This window comes from Promicromonospora sp. NPDC050262 (assembly GCF_040655935.1).
Classification (GTDB): Bacteria; Actinomycetota; Actinomycetes; order Actinomycetales; family Cellulomonadaceae; genus Promicromonospora.
Map to the genome: position 1 here is coordinate 1 of NZ_JBFAKX010000021.1, position 15,871 is coordinate 15,871.

At 73.2% G+C, this 15,871-nt stretch carries 13 protein-coding genes; 9 read left to right on the top strand and 4 right to left on the bottom strand.

Going from position 1 to position 15,871, the window contains the following annotated elements:
* Positions 1 to 190 precede the first annotated feature (190 nt).
* Genes AB0I29_RS23610 through AB0I29_RS23625 form a run of 4 tightly spaced genes read left to right on the top strand, consistent with a single transcriptional unit; the run spans position 191 to position 4,747 of the window.
* Complete coding sequence (locus AB0I29_RS23610) at positions 191 to 1,207, top strand: sugar ABC transporter permease (protein ID WP_285105888.1); 1,017 nt, start codon at positions 191 to 193, stop codon at positions 1,205 to 1,207.
* Entirely contained in the window at positions 1,204 to 2,121 is a 918-nt protein-coding gene (locus AB0I29_RS23615; protein WP_357486326.1) for a carbohydrate ABC transporter permease, read from the top strand. The genes AB0I29_RS23610 and AB0I29_RS23615 overlap by 4 nt, the downstream gene beginning before the upstream one ends.
* Positions 2,122 to 2,126: 5 nt before the next feature.
* Positions 2,127 to 3,725, top strand: coding sequence for a GH1 family beta-glucosidase (locus AB0I29_RS23620; protein ID WP_357486328.1), 1,599 nt, complete (start codon positions 2,127 to 2,129; stop codon positions 3,723 to 3,725).
* A 29-nt stretch (positions 3,726 to 3,754) separates the two neighbouring features.
* Positions 3,755 to 4,747 carry a LacI family DNA-binding transcriptional regulator gene (locus tag AB0I29_RS23625; RefSeq protein ID WP_285105883.1) on the top strand — a complete coding sequence of 331 codons (993 nt, stop codon included), beginning with the start codon at positions 3,755 to 3,757 and terminating at the stop codon, positions 4,745 to 4,747.
* Positions 4,748 to 4,828: 81 nt separating this feature from the next.
* Here AB0I29_RS23625 and AB0I29_RS23630 read toward each other — a convergent pair whose 3' ends face one another.
* Positions 4,829 to 8,362, bottom strand: a complete 3,534-nt coding sequence (locus AB0I29_RS23630; protein WP_357486330.1) for a bifunctional proline dehydrogenase/L-glutamate gamma-semialdehyde dehydrogenase — start codon at positions 8,360 to 8,362, stop codon at positions 4,829 to 4,831.
* Positions 8,363 to 8,471: 109 nt separating this feature from the next.
* Between AB0I29_RS23630 and AB0I29_RS23635 the strand changes: the two genes are divergently transcribed.
* Positions 8,472 to 9,251 (top strand): AraC family transcriptional regulator, encoded by a 780-nt coding sequence (locus AB0I29_RS23635; protein WP_285105879.1) that lies wholly within the window; start codon positions 8,472 to 8,474, stop codon positions 9,249 to 9,251.
* Here the strand turns inward: AB0I29_RS23635 and AB0I29_RS23640 are convergent.
* Together AB0I29_RS23640 and AB0I29_RS23645 are read right to left on the bottom strand one after the other, a co-directional pair.
* A complete protein-coding gene (locus AB0I29_RS23640) occupies positions 9,230 to 10,021 on the bottom strand; it encodes an ABC transporter permease (RefSeq protein WP_285105877.1) in 792 nt (263 codons plus the stop codon). The two genes, AB0I29_RS23635 and AB0I29_RS23640, sit on opposite strands and share 22 nt — an antisense overlap.
* Positions 10,018 to 10,986, bottom strand: a complete 969-nt coding sequence (locus AB0I29_RS23645; protein ID WP_357486333.1) for an ATP-binding cassette domain-containing protein — start codon at positions 10,984 to 10,986, stop codon at positions 10,018 to 10,020. Before AB0I29_RS23645 ends, AB0I29_RS23640 begins: the two co-directional genes overlap by 4 nt.
* A 90-nt stretch (positions 10,987 to 11,076) precedes the next feature.
* Here AB0I29_RS23645 and AB0I29_RS23650 point away from each other — a divergent pair, with 90 nt between their 5' ends.
* The 4 genes from AB0I29_RS23650 to AB0I29_RS23665 all read left to right on the top strand — a co-directional run bounded on the left by AB0I29_RS23650 (position 11,077) and on the right by AB0I29_RS23665 (position 14,976).
* Positions 11,077 to 11,841: a TetR/AcrR family transcriptional regulator gene (locus AB0I29_RS23650; protein ID WP_285105873.1), complete on the top strand. Its 765-nt coding sequence runs from the start codon at positions 11,077 to 11,079 to the stop codon at positions 11,839 to 11,841.
* 95 nt (positions 11,842 to 11,936) lie between these two features.
* On the top strand, positions 11,937 to 12,536 hold the full coding sequence (locus AB0I29_RS23655; RefSeq protein WP_357486335.1) for a biotin transporter BioY: 600 nt from the start codon (positions 11,937 to 11,939) through the stop codon (positions 12,534 to 12,536).
* 244 nt (positions 12,537 to 12,780) lie between these two features.
* Positions 12,781 to 14,010, top strand: a complete 1,230-nt coding sequence (locus tag AB0I29_RS23660; protein ID WP_285105919.1) for a Glu/Leu/Phe/Val dehydrogenase — start codon at positions 12,781 to 12,783, stop codon at positions 14,008 to 14,010.
* A gap of 84 nt (positions 14,011 to 14,094) precedes the next feature.
* Entirely contained in the window at positions 14,095 to 14,976 is an 882-nt protein-coding gene (locus AB0I29_RS23665; RefSeq protein WP_357486337.1) for a putative protein N(5)-glutamine methyltransferase, read from the top strand.
* A 134-nt stretch (positions 14,977 to 15,110) separates the two neighbouring features.
* Here the strand turns inward: AB0I29_RS23665 and hemQ are convergent, their stop codons facing one another.
* On the bottom strand, positions 15,111 to 15,860 hold the full coding sequence (hemQ, locus tag AB0I29_RS23670; protein ID WP_285105869.1) for a hydrogen peroxide-dependent heme synthase: 750 nt from the start codon (positions 15,858 to 15,860) through the stop codon (positions 15,111 to 15,113).
* Positions 15,861 to 15,871: the final 11 nt, after the last annotated feature.

A 15,871-nucleotide genomic window follows, 5' to 3' on the forward strand; every position in this document is an offset into this window, starting at 1 on the left:
TGGCCGTGCCGGAGCAGCACGAGCTGCGGGTCGCGCGTGGGCCGCAGGGCGGGGGGCCGCGCCGCGGTGGGCGGGGGCGGCAACGTCTCGCTCCGTGTCTCGACGAGCCCGGCCACCGGTCGCGCCACGCGGGCGTCGCACCGAAGCGACGACACGACGATGACACAGCGGAAGATGACCGGAAGATGACATGGCCGTCCTGACACCTCAACGATCAGCACCGGGGTCCGGTGCACCACAGCGCGAGTCGCGCAGACTCGGCTTCTCCCAGCGGCTCGGCCGCTGGGACGTGAAGCTCTCCCCGTACCTGTACATCTCGCCGTTCTTCATCCTGTTCGCGGTGACCGGCCTGTTCCCCCTCGCCTACACGGCGTACGTGTCGGTGCACGAGTGGAGTCTCCTGGGCGGGCAGGGCGACTTCGTGGGCCTGCAGAACTTCGTGGACGTGCTGAACCAGCCCACGTTCTGGAAGTCCCTGGTCAACACGCTGTCGATCTTCGTGCTGTCCTCCGTACCGCAGGTGATCATCGCCATCACCATCGCCGCCCTGCTGGACCAGAACCTCCGGTCCGCGACCTTCTGGCGCATGGGTGTTCTGATCCCCTACGTGGTCGCCCCCGTGGCGGTGTCGATGATCTTCGGCCGCCTGTTCGCCGACCAGTACGGCCTGATCAACTCGCTGCTCGGCCTGGTCGGGCTCGACCCGATCGCCTGGCACGGCGACCGGTTCGCCAGCCACGTCGCCATCGCGAGCATCGTGAACTACCGCTGGATCGGCTACAACGCGCTGATCTTCCTCGCCGCCATGCAGGCCGTGCCGCGCGACCTCTACGAGGCCGCCGTGATCGACGGCGCGGGCCGCGTGCGCCAGTTCTTCTCCATCACGGTGCCGCAGATCCGCGCCACGATCATCTTCGTCGTGATCACCTCGACCATCGGTGGCCTGCAGATCTTCGACGAGGTCCGCATGTACGACGCGACCGGGCTCGGCGGTCCGGACAAGAACTGGATGACCACCGTCCTGTTCCTGTACGACGTCGCGTGGGGCAACCAGCACAGCCTCGGCCGGGCCTCGGCCGTCGCCTGGATGCTGTTCCTCCTGATCATCCTCATCGGCTTCGTCAACTTCCTGGTCACCCGCCAGATCTCGACGTCGGGCACCGACAAGAAGCCCAAGCGCAAGCGCATCACCAGGGGGAACGCATGAGCTCCGTCGCCGTCACCGCCCAGACCGCCGGCGAGCGCGCGGCCCGGGCCGCCGCCCGCCGCCGGGACCGCAAGGCCGCCGGCAGCGCCACCCGCCGCGCGAGCTGGATCGTCTACGCGCTGCTCGGGATCGTGCTGCTGATCTCGATCTTCCCGCTCTACTACACGCTGCTCCTCGGCTCGTCCGACCCGGTGGAGATCTCGCGCAACGCGGTGCCGCAGTGGTACCCCGACCTGTCGCTGTTCACGCAGTTCCGCACGGTCATCGAGTCGACCCAGATCAACTTCTGGAAGGCGCTGACCAACTCGGTGATCATCGCGGTCGTCGTCTCGGCCGCCGTCGTGCTGTTCTCGACGCTCGCCGGCTACTCGTTCGCGAAGCTGCGCTTCCGCGGCCGCGGGCCCCTGCTCGTGTTCGTCATCGCCACGATGGCCGTGCCGACCCAGCTCGGCGTGATCCCGATGTACATCCTCATGTCGGACCTGCACTGGATCGGCAAGCTCCAGGCCGTCATCGTCCCGGTGCTGGTCAGCGCGTTCGGCGTGTTCTGGATGACGCAGTACCTGTCGGAGTCGCTGCCCTACGAGCTGATCGAGGCCGCCCGCGTGGACGGCGCCTCGATGATCCGCACGTTCTGGAGCATCGCGCTGCCCGCGGCCCGCCCGGCCGCCGCGATGCTCGGCCTGTTCACGTTCGTGCAGCAGTGGACCAACTTCTTCTGGCCGTCGATCGTGCTCAGCTCGGAGAACCCGACGCTGCCGCTCGTCGTAAAGTCGCTGCAGTCGAACTACTTCGTGGACTACTCGTTGGTCATGGGCGGTGTGTTCCTCGTGACGCTGCCGCTGCTGGTGATCTTCGCCTTCGTCGGCAAGCAGCTCGTCGCAGGAATCATGCAGGGAGCCGTGAAGGGATGAACCAGATGACCCGCGACCTCACGCAGAGCTTCAAGACCGACCCGGCGGCGCCGCGTGTGCCCGCCCCCGGCAACGCGCTGCCGTACACGCCGAGCGCGCCGCGCACCGCGCCGTCGTCGAACGCGACCGGGAGCGTGGCCTTCCCCGACGGCTTCCTCTGGGGCGCGGCCACCGCCGCCTACCAGGTGGAGGGCGCCGCCCACGAGGACGGCCGCGAGGACTCCGTGTGGGACGTGTTCGCCAAGGTCCCGGGCGCCGTCCTGAACCAGGAGGACGGCGAGGTCGCCTGCGACCAGTACCACCGCTACCCCGCCGACGTCGCGCTCATGAAGGACCTCGGCATCAAGGCGTACCGGTTCTCGACGTCGTGGTCCCGGGTCGTGCCCGGCGGGCGCGAGGTCAACCCGGCCGGCCTGGCCTACTACGACCGGCTCGTGGACGAGCTGCTGGGCGCGGGCATCCTGCCGTGGCTCACGCTCTACCACTGGGACCTGCCGCAGGCGATCGAGGCCGAGTCGAACGGCTGGGTCAACCGCGACACCGCGTACCGGTTCCGCGACTACGCCGTGACCATGCACGAGGCGATCGGCGACCGCGTCGACGTGTGGACCACGCTCAACGAGCCGTGGTGCGCCGCCTTCCTGGGCTATACGGGCGGCCAGCACGCGCCGGGCCGGCAGTCCCGCGAGGACGGCCTCGCCGCCGCGCACCACCTCATGCTGGCCCACGGCCTGGCCGTGGAGGCGCTGCGCGAGCGCGCGCCGGACGCGAACCTGGGCATCACGCTCAATTTCGAGGTCGAGGACCCGCTGAACCCGGACGACCCCGCTGACGTCGACGCCGCGCGCCGGCTCGACGGGGGCTTCACCCGGATCTTCGCCGACCCGATCCTGCGCGGTGCGTACCCGCTGGACGTGCTGGAGGACGTGCGCGAGTACGGCCTGGAGCAGCACATCCAGGAGGGCGACCTCGAGATCATCTCGACGCCCATCGACTCGCTCGGCGTGAACTACTACCACGGCAACGCCGTGGCCGCGGTGCCGGCCGAGCGCCCGCTGGACGGCGGCGCGCCGGTGAGCCGGCCGTCGTCCAACCCGTTCCCGGGCGGCGACGGCGCGTACACCCACCCGCGCGGCCTGCCCGTGACCACCCAGAACTGGGAGGTGCAGCCCGAGGGCCTCACCCGCCTCCTGCTGCGCCTGCAGCAGGACTACACGGGTCCGCGCGGCATCGCCCTGTACGTCACGGAGAACGGCAGCGCGTACGACGACGTCGTGGGCCCGGACGGGTTCGTGGACGACCAGGAGCGCCTCGGCTTCGTCGACGTACACCTGCGCGCCGTCAAGGACGCGATCGACGAGGGCGTCGACGTGCGCGGCTACTTCGGCTGGTCCCTGCTCGACAACTACGAGTGGGCGTGGGGTTACGGAAAGCGCTTCGGCCTCGTGCGCGTGGACTTCGAGACGCAGGAGCGCACGGTCAAGGCGTCCGGCCGCTGGTACGGTCAGGTCGCGCGGGCCAATGCCGTTCCGGAGCGAAGTGCCGCACCCGTGCCGTACCCGACCGGCGACGACGGCGGAGACAAGGCGGTTCCGACGGAGTGACGACCTCAGGCCCACCCACCCTCGATGACGTGGCCCAGGCGGCCGGGGTGTCCCGGTCGACCGCGTCGCGTGCCATCAACGGCGGCCTGCGAGTCTCCCCCGAGGCGCAGGCGGCGGTCGACGACGCCGTCGCCCGCCTCGGGTACGCACCGAACCGAGCCGCCCGGTCCCTCGTGACCCGGCGCACCGACTCGATCGCCCTCGTGGTGCCCGAGCCGGACCAGCGCATCCTCACCGACCCGTTCCTCTCCGGCACCCTCGCGGGCGTCAGCGAGGGGCTGGCCGGGACGGACCTCCAGCTCGTGCTGCTGCTCGCCCGCCCGGGCGAGCAGCGCGGGCGGGTGGGCCGCTACCTGCGCAGCGGCCACGTCGACGGCGTCATCGTGGCGTCGCACCACAAGGGCGACCAGCTCGAGACGGAGCTCGGGCCGGCGGCGCTGCCGGCCGTCTTCGTGGGGCGGCTGTTCGAGCCCGACCCGTTCTTCTCGCGCGGCCTGCGCTACGTCGACGTCGACAACGTCGCGGGCGGACGCATCGCCACCCAGCGGATGATCGACCGGGGTCGCCGGCGCATCGGCACCATCACCGGGCCGCTCGACATGCCCGCCGGGGTGGACCGGATGACCGGCTGGCGGGACGCCCTGCGCGACGCCGGCCTGCCCGACGACGCGCTGGTCGAGGGCGACTTCACCGTCGCCGGGGCGCTCGTCGCGGCCGCACGGCTCCTGGACCAGCATCCCGACCTGGACGGCATCTTCGCGGCCTCGGACCTCATGGCGGAGGCCACGCTGCGCGTGCTCGCCGAGCGGGGCCGGTCCGTGCCGGGCGACGTCTCGGTGGTCGGGTTCGACGACCTCGGCATCGCCGAGACCACGTCACCGCGGCTGACGACCGTGCACAACCCGGTGGTGCAGATGGTCGGCGCCGCCACGAGCATGCTCGTGGACCTGGTCGCGGGCCGCCCGGTCCGCGACGAGCGCCGGATCTTCGCCCCCCGCCTGATCGAGGGCGAGTCCGCGTAACCGTTGAGTGCTGGGTTTTCGCCCTTCTGAGGTACGAGGAAGGGCGAAAACCCAGCACTCAACGGCGGCTCTACGGTGGCTCTACGCCGTGCGGAGGTGGCCGTAGCGGTGCATCGTGCGGCTGACCGCCTGCTCGCGGAGCATCGTCAGCAGCTCGCGGCGGCCGCTCGCCAGCACCGGTCCGTCCAGCACGGTCACCGAGCCGAGGCGGCTCGCCGCCGCGTCGCGCAGCCCGGGCGCCTCGCCCACCACGCGGATCCGGCCGGTCACCACGCCGTCGGCGACGGACTCGGCGAACGCCTCGTCGCTGGTCTCCTGCCCCACGACGGTCGCCGTGACGCCCGCCCGTGCGGCCGCGGCCAGCACGCGCTGCACCTCGGCGTCCGGCGCGCCCGCTCCGACGCGCACCGTGATGCCCGGGACGGGCCGGTAGCGGAACACGTTCGACTCGACGCCGAGCCCGGACGGGTCGTGCGCCTGCGAGAACTCGGTGAGCCACGCGCGGGCGTCGTCGGCGCGGGCCCAGGCGAGCCAGCCCGCCGGGTCCTCGGTGCGCGACGGCACGTCGGGCGCGTCGGCCCACCGGCCGAGCTGCGCCACGTAGTTGGGCCCGCCCGCCTTGGCGCCGGAGCCCACGACGGAGGCCTTCCAGCCGCCGAACGACTGGCGCTGCACGATCGCGCCGGTGATGTGCCGGTTCACGTACGCGTTGCCGACCTCGACGCGGTCGAGCCAGTGCTCCACCTCGGCGTCGTCCAGCGAGTGGATGCCGCCCGTGAGGCCGAACGACACCGCGTTCTGCAGCGCGAGCGCCTCGTCCAACGTGCGGGCGGTCATGATGCCCAGCACCGGTCCGAAGGCCTCGGTGAGGTGGAAGAACGAGCCGGGGCGCACACCGTCGCGCACACCTGGCGTCCACAGGCGGCCCTTGCCGAGGCCGGCCTCCTGCGCCACCGCGTCCAGCCGGCGCGGCCGCACGAGCCAGCTCTCGCCCGTCTCCAGCGTGGTCAGCGCGCGCAGCAGCTTGCCCTGCGCGGGCTCGGTGAGCGGGCCCATCACGGTGGCCAGGTCGGTGGCGGGCCCCACGGCGAGCGAGGACACGGCGTCGACGAGCTGGCGGCGGAACCGCTCCCCCGTCACGGTGCGCGGGTCGCCCACCGAGCCGACGAGGATCACGAGCGACGCCGCGGAGCACTTCTGCCCCGCGTGCCCGAACGCCGAGCGCACCACGTCGGCGACGGCCAGGTCGAGGTCCGCCGACGGCGTCACGACGATCGCGTTCTTGCCCGACGTCTCCGCGAGCACCGGGAGCTCGGGGCGCCAGGACGCGAACATCTCCGCGGTCTCGATCGCGCCCGTGAGGATCACGCGGGACACGCCGTCGTGCGTGACGAGGCGGCGGCCGAGGTCGCCGTCCGGCACGCGGACGAACTGCGCGACGTCACGCGCGATGGCCGGGTCCAGGCCGATCTCGGGCGCCACCTCGTCGAGCGCCGCGTGCACGGCCTCGACGGCGATCTCCAGGCAGCGCGGCGTGGGCGGCGCGGGCTTGGCGATCACGGAGGAGCCGGACGCGAGGCCGGCGAGCACGCCGCCGATCGGGATCGCGACGGGGAAGTTCCAGGGCGGCGTGACCAGCGTGACGCCGTCCGGCGTGTACCGGGCGCCCGGCCAGGCCTCCGACGTCGGGTCGAGGGCCTCGGCCGCCTGCGCGTAGTAGGCGGCGAAGTCCACGGCCTCGCTGACCTCGGGGTCCGCCTCGGCGACGGTCTTGCCGGCCTCGTGCACCATGGCGGCGACCAGGTCGGTGCGCGCGGCCTCGAGGTGCTGGGCCGCGGAGCGCAGCACGCGGCCGCGGTCTGCGGGGGCCACCTTGGCCCAGGCCGCACCCGCGCGGCGGGCGAGCGCCACGACGTCGTCCACCTGGGCGGATGTCGCCAGCGGCTCGGCCAGGGCCGGCACGTACCCCGAGCGCGTGCCCGTGACCTGCTGGGCCCAGGCCCGGTGCTCGGCGACCGCGGGGTCGGTGTCGGCGGCGTTGTGGAACGGCCCGGTCACCTGCTCCGGCGCGGGGCGCGGACGGCGGCGCGGGGCCACGTCGTCGGGCGCGTAGTGCACGCCCAGCTCGACGGAGGCGCGGAACGCGGCCTCCTGCCGGTCCATCGCTGACGTCGGGACGGCAGCGCTCTGCGGCGCGAACGCCGCGTGCAGGAAGTTCTGCTCCGTGGCGTTCTCCTCCAGGCGGCGCACCAGGTAGGAGATGGCGACGTCGAAGTCCTCGTCGCGCACGACCGGGGTGTAGAGCACCACGCGGCCGCTGTCCTTGGCGACCTCGTCGCGGACGGCGGCGGCCTCGGTGGGCGCCATGCCCTGGAGCATCTCGATGTCGAGCGCCTCGGAGACGCCGCGCGCCCGGCCGAGCAGGATCGCGAGCGCCACGTGGAACAGGTTGTGCGACGCCGCGCCGATGCGGACGGCGTGCGCGCGCTCGGGGCGCAGCGCGTGGTCGAGCATGCGCACGTAGTTGGCGTCGACGTCGGGCTTGGTCGCGTAGGGCGCCTGCGCCCAGTCGTGCAGGGCGGCCTCGACGTGCTCCATGGCGAGGTTCGCGCCCTTGACGATCCGCACCTTGATGCGCGCGCCGCCGTCCGCGACGCGCTTCGCGGCGAACTCGGTGAGCCCGTCCAGCGCGCCCAGGGCGTCGGGCAGGTAGGCCTGCAGCACGATGCCGGCCTCCAGGTCGCGGAACTCGTCGCGGCCCAGGATCTCGGTGAAGACCGCGGTGGTCAGGGCCAGGTCGCGGTACTCCTCCATGTCGAGGTTGAGGAAGACGCCGTGGTCGCGCGCGGCGCGGTAGAGCGGCAGGAGCTGCTCGACGACGCGGTCGCGGGAGCCGTCGAGGTCCCACGTGACGAGCTGCGCGGCGACGCTGGAGACCTTGATGGACACGTAGTCGACGTCGGGACGCTCGACCAGCGCGACGGTGCGGGCCAGACGGCCGGCGGCCTCGTCCTTGCCGAGCACCGCCTCGCCCAGCAGGTTCACGTTGAGGGTGTAGCCCTCGGCCCGGGTGCGGGCGAGGTGGGCGGTGAGGCCGTTGCCGGCGTCGGCCACGAGGTGGCCCACGAGCTGACGCAGCCGGGCGCGGGCGGCGGGGACCACGATGCCCGGGAGCACGGGGGCGGTCAGCGCGCCGGCCCGGAACAGCGCGCGGTCGCTCGCGCTGAGGAACGTGGCACTGCCGGCCTTCTTGCCGAGGCGGGCCAGGGCCTTGGCGGCGACGTGGACGTCCTGCGGGCGGGCGACGTCGTCGACGAACCCGACGGCGAGCTCCAGGCCCGCGGGGTCGGAGACGAGCGCGCCCAGGGCGGCGGAGGCGCGGGCGACGGCCTTGTCGGTCTTCGAGCCGGCGGTGCCGTCGGTGCCGGCGGCGGCCCCGGTGGCGGTGCCGATCCAGGTCCGGGCGAGGGCTACGGCGTCCTCGACGAGGGTGTCGGCGGCGGGCTTCGCGGGCGGCTCGGTCGGAGCCTGCGGCGTCGCGCTGTCCGGTGCGCCTGCGCCCCCGGTCGGGACGTCGGCGGTGTCGGCGCTCCCGCGCCGGGCAGAGGTCTTCATGACACCAGGGTGCACCCGGGGCCGCTCGCGTGTATTGGCAGGATCACTCGCGATCCGCACCTGTTTCGGCCAAGGGGTGGTGGGGTGCGCCGCGTACGATCGGGACCCGATGAGCAACCCGCCGAACGGCGCCGCTCGGCCCGAGGCGCGGGCCCTGCTGGCCGCACTGCACCCCGCCATGGTCGCCCTGATGGACGAGCTGTCCGGCGTCATGTTCTGCGCCAAGGACGCCGACGGCCGGTACGTGCTGGTCAACCAGGTCTTCGTGGGGCGCACGCGCGAGCGGTCGCGGCGCGACGTGATCGGCAAGCGCGCCGTGGACCTGTTCGTCCCCGAGCTGGCCGAGCGCTACGAGAGCCAGGACGAGCTGGTCCGCACCACGGACAAGCCGCTGCGCGGCGAGCTGGAGCTGATCCGGCACGTCGGCGGGGCGCCGGGCTGGTTCCTCACCTCCAAGCTGCCGCTGCACGACGAGTCCGGCGCCTACGTGGGCCTCGTCTCCGTGTCGCAGGACCTGCGGTCGGGCGACGCCGACGACGCGACGATCCAGGCCATGGCCCGGCTGCGCGGGCAGATCGAGGACCTGCTGGAGCACGGCGAGGTGCCGTCGGTCGCGGACCTCGCCGTGCTCGCCGGGTGTGCCCCCGCATCCCTGGACCGCCGGGTGCGCCGGGTCTTCGGCCTCTCGCCGCGGCAGCTCGTGCTCCGGCTGCGCGTGGACCGCGCGGCCCACCTGCTCACGTCGACCACGGTGCCGCTCGCGGACGTCGCGAGCGCGGCGGGCTTCTACGACCAGCCCTCGTTCACCCGCACGTTCGCGCGGCTGACGGGCGAGACGCCGTCGTCGTTCCGAAGAAGGTCACCCTCTCAACGCGACAGCCGCCGGTAGGCGCGCGCCGTCAGCGGCAGGAACACCAGGGTGAGCACGGCCGGCCACAGCGCCGCGAGGAGCAGGGCGTGGTCGGCCAGGACACCCCCGGTGATGCCGGTCGGGTTGCCGAACAGCTCGCGGCAGGCGGCCGCCGTCGCGGAGATCGGGTTCCACTGCGCCAGGACCGCCAGCCACCCAGGCATCGACTCGGGCGCGACCAGCACGTTGGACAGGAACCCGAGGGGCCACACCAGCACCTGGACCGCCGTCACGCCGCCCTCGCCGCGGAACGTGAGCCCGAGGAACACCCCGAGCACGAGCATCGCGAACCGCAGCCAGAGCAGCAGCACGACGCCGAGCACGGTGGCAGCGACGCTGCCGGACGCGCTCCACCCGATGAGCAGCCCGCCGACCATGAGCACCGCGAGCTCGGCCGCGGAGTTCACCAGGTCGGCGCCGGCCCGGCCGAGCGGGACGGCGGCGCCGCTGATCGGCAGCGAGCGGAAGCGGTCGGTGACACCCTTCTTCGAGTCGTTGGCGATGGCGCTCATCGTGGCCTCGATGCCGAACATCATCGAGAGCGCGAAGATGCCCGGCATCAGGTACGCGAGGTAGTCCCCGCCGCCGGGCAGGGCGATCGCGCCGCCCAGCAGGTAGCCGAAGACGAGCACGAGCATCACGGAGAACGCGATCCCGAAGACGGGTGTCCACGGCTCGCGCTGCCAGTGCTTGAGGTCGCGCAGGGTGATCACCCAGCTCTGGCGCAGGGTGGCGGCGACGGCGTTCATCGCAGGGCTCCTTCGGTGGGCGAGATACCGGCTGGCGCGGCGTCGCGCGCCGTGAGGTGCAGGAACACCTCGTCGAGGGTCGGGCGGCGCAGCAGGATGTCGTCGACCTCCAGGCCGGCGGCGTCGAGCGCGCGGACGACGGCGGTCAGCGCCGCCGCCCCGCCGTCCTGCCCCGCCTCGACGGTGACCTGCCGCAGCTCGGCGTCGGCCGTGCCGCCGAGCGCCGCGGCCAGCCGGTCCAGGTCGGCGTGCGCGGGGGCCGTCACGAGCACCCGGTCGCCGCCGAGGCGCCGCTTGAGCTGCTGGGGCGAGCCCTCGGCGACCACCTTGCCGGCGTCCATCACGGTGATCCGGTCGGCGAGCTGGTCCGCCTCGTCGAGGTACTGGGTGGTGAGCAGCACGGTGGTCCCGGCGTCCACGATCTGCCGCACCGTCTGCCAGACCTCGTTCCGGGCCCGGGGGTCGAGCCCGGTGGTGGGCTCGTCGAGGAACAGCAGCGCCGGGCGGCGGATGAGCCCGGCGGCGATGTCCAGCCGCCGGCGCATGCCGCCGGAGTAGGTGGACACCTTGCGGTCGGCGGCGTCCAGCAGCCCGAAGGTGCCGAGCAGCTCGTCGGCCCGCTCGCTCGCGGCGGACTTCGACAGGCCGTACAGGCGGCCGAACATCACGAGGTTCTCGCGGCCGAACAGGATCTCGTCGAGCGCCGCGTGCTGGCCCACCAGCCCGACGGACGAGCGGACAGCGGCGGGCTCCTTGCGCACGTCCCGGCCGGCGACGCGCACCTCGCCCTCGTCGCAGCGGGTCAGGGTGGCGAAGGTGTTGACGGCGGTGCTCTTGCCGGCGCCGTTGGGGCCGAGCAGCGCGTGGACGGCGCCGGACTCGATCTCGAGGTCGAACCCGTCCAGGGCGTGGGTGTCGCCGTACCGCTTGCGCAGTCCGCGGGCGACCAGGGGTGGGAGGGACATGGTGTCTCCTTTTCCGTACAGCGTACGACTAACAGCTCGCCCAGCGTAGCACTCATTCCGTACGGCGTACGAAAAAGTTACGGTGGGTCCATGTCGGACCACCCGGACCCCGTTCTGCGCCTCCTGTGGCGCTACGACGACGGCACGCCGTCCGCGCCGCGGCGCGGGCGCAAGCAGCGGCTGAGCGTGGACGACGTCGTCGACGCCGCGATCCGGATCGCCGACCGCGACGGCCTCCCCGGCCTGTCGATGCGCCTGCTCGCCACGGAGCTCGGGCTCGGCGCGATGAGCCTGTACACCTACGTGCCCGGCCGGGACGAGCTCGTGGTGCTGATGGTGGACCGGGCGCTGGGCCGCCGGGAGCTGCCCGCGATGCCGGACGACCTGCGTGACCGGATGGCGCTGATCGCTCGCTTCCACTACGAGGAGTGCCGGCAGCATCCCTGGCTGCTCGAGGTCTCCGGGCTGCGCGCCTGGGTCGGGCCGGGCGCGTCCGACCTGTACGAGTGGCAGCTCTCCGCGATCGAGGGCGCCGGGCTCGACGACATCGAGATGGACCAGACCGTCGCGCTGCTCATCGGCTTCGCCGGGAACGTCGCGCGCGCCCAGGAGAGCATCCGCGCCGAGGAGCGTGCGTCGGGGATGACCCAGGCCGACTGGTGGGCGGCGAACGCCGACGAGCTCGGCGTGGTGATGGCCGGGCGCGAGTACCCGCTCGCCGGACGCGTCGGCGCCGCCGCGGGCGAGGCGTACCAGGCGGCGACGGACCCCGGCCGGGAGATGGAGTTCGGTCTGGCCCGCATCCTCGACGGCCTCGTCGCCCACATCGAGCACAAGCGGGCGGCCGCGGGCTGATGCCGCACCTGTACGACCCGCACAACTGGGGACACCCGTTCCTGGCCACAGGGACGACTGCCCGACCGGCCGCGGAGCGCCTAGGGTCGATCACCATGACGACCATCGCGTTCCCCCTGGTCCCGCGCTCCAACCCTCGCCGCGTGCTGGCCGACCTGCTTCCGGGCACCGTCGCGCGCGACATCGCGCTCGTGCTCGGCGTCGCCGCGCTCACCGCGCTCGCCGCACAGCTGCGCATCCCGATCCCGGGCCTGCCCGTCCCGGTCACCGGCCAGACCTTCGCCGTGCTCCTCGGCGCGGCGGCCATCGGCCCTGTGCGCGGCGCGCTCGCGCAGGTGCTCTACATGACGCTCGGCGTGGTCGGCCTGCCCGTGTTCACCGGCGGCGCCTCGGGCGTCGAGGTGATCCTCGGCGCGTCCGGCGGCTACGTCGTGGGCTTCGTCGTGGCCAGCTTCGTGGTGGGCGCCCTCGCCCGGCGCGGCCTGGACCGCGGCGTGCTCGGCACGGTGCTCGCGTTCGCCGCCGGCACCGCGACGATCTACGCGATCGGCGTGCCGTGGCTCGCCGTGACGACGGGCATGGCGCCCGGCGCCGCACTCGTGGCCGGCGCGGGGGTCTTCCTCGTCGGCGACGCCATCAAGGCCGCCCTGGCCGGCGTCCTTCTCCCCGGCGCTTGGCGGCTGACGGAACGCTGATTCCCAAGCAATGGCACGATCACCGGAAAATCACCGGCCGACACCCCGCGGCCGGGCACATTCGCCCATCGAAGCGATACGGTGAGACCGAGGCGCAAACCCCGCGCCGCGCAACCCGCGCCCCCGCCCCGAGGCGGTCGGCGCCGTTCTCCCCCGGAGGACCCACGTGACGACGACAACGACGTCCACCACTACCCCACCGCCCAACTTCGCCCCGTCCGACGCACCCGCGGAGGGCTCCGCGCTGGCAACCGCCCACGCGCAGCTCGCCACCGCGGCCGAGATCCTCGGCTACGACGAGGGCCTGCACCGCATGCTGGCGACGCCGCGCCGTGAGATCCACGTCGCGGTGCCGCTGCGGCGGGACACGGGCGAGACCGTGCTGTTCCACGGCTTCCGTGTGCAGCACAACGTGAGCCTCGGCCCGGGCAAGGGCGGCCTGCGCTACCACCCCTCCGTCGACGTCGACGAGGTGCGGGCGCTGGCCATGTGGATGACCTGGAAGTGTGCGGTGGTCAACCTGCCGTACGGCGGCGCCAAGGGCGGCGTCGCCATCGACCCCCGCGGTTACTCGCAGGCCGAGCTGGAGCGCGTGACCCGGCGGTACACGTCGGAGATCATGCCGATGATCGGCCCCGACACCGACATCATGGCGCCCGACATGGGCACCGACGCCCAGACGATGGCCTGGGTGATGGACACCTACTCGGTCAACCGCGGGTACACGATCCCCGCGGTCGTCACCGGCAAGCCGCTGGCGGTCGGCGGCTCGCTGGGCCGCGGCACCGCGACGTCGGCGGGCATCGTGCACGTCACGGGCGCCGCGCTCGCCGAGGCGGGCGTGGGCCTGAGCGACGTGTCCGTCGCCATCCAGGGCTTCGGCAAGGTGGGCTCGCACGCCGCGGAGATCTTCGCGGCGCGCGGTTCGCGTGTCGTCGCCGTGAGCGACCAGTACGGCGGCATCCGGAACGACGCGGGCCTCGACGTGCCGCGCCTCATGGACCACGTGCGGCGCACGGGCTCAGTCGTCGGGTTCGACGAGGCCGACCCGGTCACCAACGCCGAGCTGCTCGCGCTGCCCGTCGACGTGCTGGTCCCGGCCGCGATCGAGGGCGTGCTCGACGAGGTCACCGCGGGCGCCGTCAAGGCCCGCTGGGTGGTCGAGGGCGCCAACGGCCCGACGACGGAGGCCGGCGACGCCCTGCTCGCCAAGAACGGCATCACGGTCGTCCCCGACGTCCTCGCGAACGCGGGCGGCGTGGTCGTCTCGTACTTCGAGTGGGTCCAGGCGAACCAGACCTACTGGTGGACCGAGCAGGAGATCGCCGACAAGCTCGAGCACCGCATGACCACGGCGTACGCCGAGGTGTCGGCGCTGGCCCAGCGCGAGGCGCTGTCCCTGCGCGACGCCGCCCTGGTCATCGGCGTCAAGCGCGTCGCGGAGGCGCACCAGATCCGGGGCCTGTACCCCTGATCCGGCCTCCGGCCCGTGAACGTGCCGGACCCCCAGGTCACTTCGGTGACCTGGGGGTCTGACACGCTCACCTACGCTTGCGGCGTGGAACAACTTGTCGCGCGCCTGCGCGCCGCCGGCTGCGTGTTCGCCGAGGACGAGGCCCGGATCCTGCTCGAGGCCGCGACGGCCGACGGCACGACCGATCCCGTCCGGCTGGAGTCCCTCGTGGCGGCGCGGCTGGACGGGCTGCCGCTGGAGCACCTGGTGGGCTGGGCCGAGCTCGACGGCCGCCGCTGGCTGGTGGCGCCCGGGGTCTTCGTCCCGCGGCAGCGCTCGGAGCTGCTGATCCGGGAGGCGACGGCGCGCGCCCTGTCCGACGCCGTCGTCGGCACCCCCGCGGCCGGTGCGGCGGCCGGCCCCGTCCTGGTCGTCGACCTGTGCTGCGGCTGCGGCGCGCTCGGCGGGGCGGTCGCGGCCCGGCTCCTGGCGGCGGGGCACGACGTCGAGCTGCACGCCGCCGACGTCGACCCCGTGGCCGTGGCCTGCGCGCACGAGAACCTGGAGGCGCTGGCCGCGGAGCCCTTCGCCGCGCGCGCCGCGGGGACCGGACGGCTCACCGCGCACACCTGTTCCGGCGACCTGGCAGATCCGCTCCCGCGCGAGGTGTGGGGCCGCGTCGACGTCCTGGTCGCGAACGCGCCGTATGTGCCCACCGAGGCGATCGGCATGATGCCGCCGGAGGCCCGCGAGCACGAGCCGCACACCGCGCTCGACGGCGGGGACGACGGCCTGGTCATCCTGCGCCGCGTGATCGACGTCGCCCCGGCGTTGCTGCGCCCGGGCGGCCACCTGCTCGTCGAGACGGGCGAGACCCAGGTGAGCGCCGCCGTCGGCCACCTGGAGGCGGCGGGCCTGAAGCCGACGGTCCTGACGGACGACGACCTGGGCGCGACGGCCCTGGCCGGGACCCGCCCGGCTGCCTGACCCGCCGGGACGGGCCCGGCCCGTCGGGCTGCCAGACGCATTTCGAGACCCACGTTTCTGCGCTTCCGGCTGTCGAGAGCGACGAGACGTGGGTCTCGAAGGGGAGGTCGACCGGGGCGAACCGGCCGGCCGGGTCAGCTCAGGGGCTGGCGGTCCGCCCAGTCGGCCAGGAGCGTGCGCGGGCCCGTGAAGAACGGGACCTCCTCGCGCACGTGCCGGCGGGCCTCGGTCGCGCGCAGGTCGCGCATGAGGTCGACGATGCGGTGCAGCTCGTCGGCCTCGAACGCGAGGATCCACTCGTAGTCACCCAGCGCGAACGCGGAGACGGTGTTGGCCCGGACGTCCTTGTAGGGGGCCGCCGCCATGCCGTGGTCGCGCAGCATGGTGCGGCGCTCCTCGTCGGGCAGCAGGTACCAGTCGTAGGACCGGACGAACGGATACACGGACAGGTAGTCGCGCGGCGCCTCGCCGGCGAGGAACGCGGGCACGTGCCCGCGGTTGAACTCGGCCGGGCGGTGCAGGGCGGCGACCGACCACACCGGCTCAAGGGAGCGGCCCAGCTCGGACGCGCGGAGCCGCTGGTAGGCGCCCTGCACGGCCTCGATCGACGGGCCGTGGGTCCAGAGCATGAGGTCGGCGTCGGAGCGCAGGCCGCCCACGTCGTACCAGCCGCGCACCACGAGGTCGCCGGAGGTGGCGGCCGGGTCCACGGCACCGCCGACGGCGGCCTCGGCGTCGGCCACGACGGCCTTGCGCTCGTTCTCGTCCGCCGGGAGCGTCTCGGTCAGCGAGAAGACCGAGAACATCGTGTACCGGATGCCCTCGTTGATCGCGGTCGTGTCGATCTCGTGCCCGGAGTCCCCGTGCACGTGCGTGTCGTTCATGTCTGCCTCTC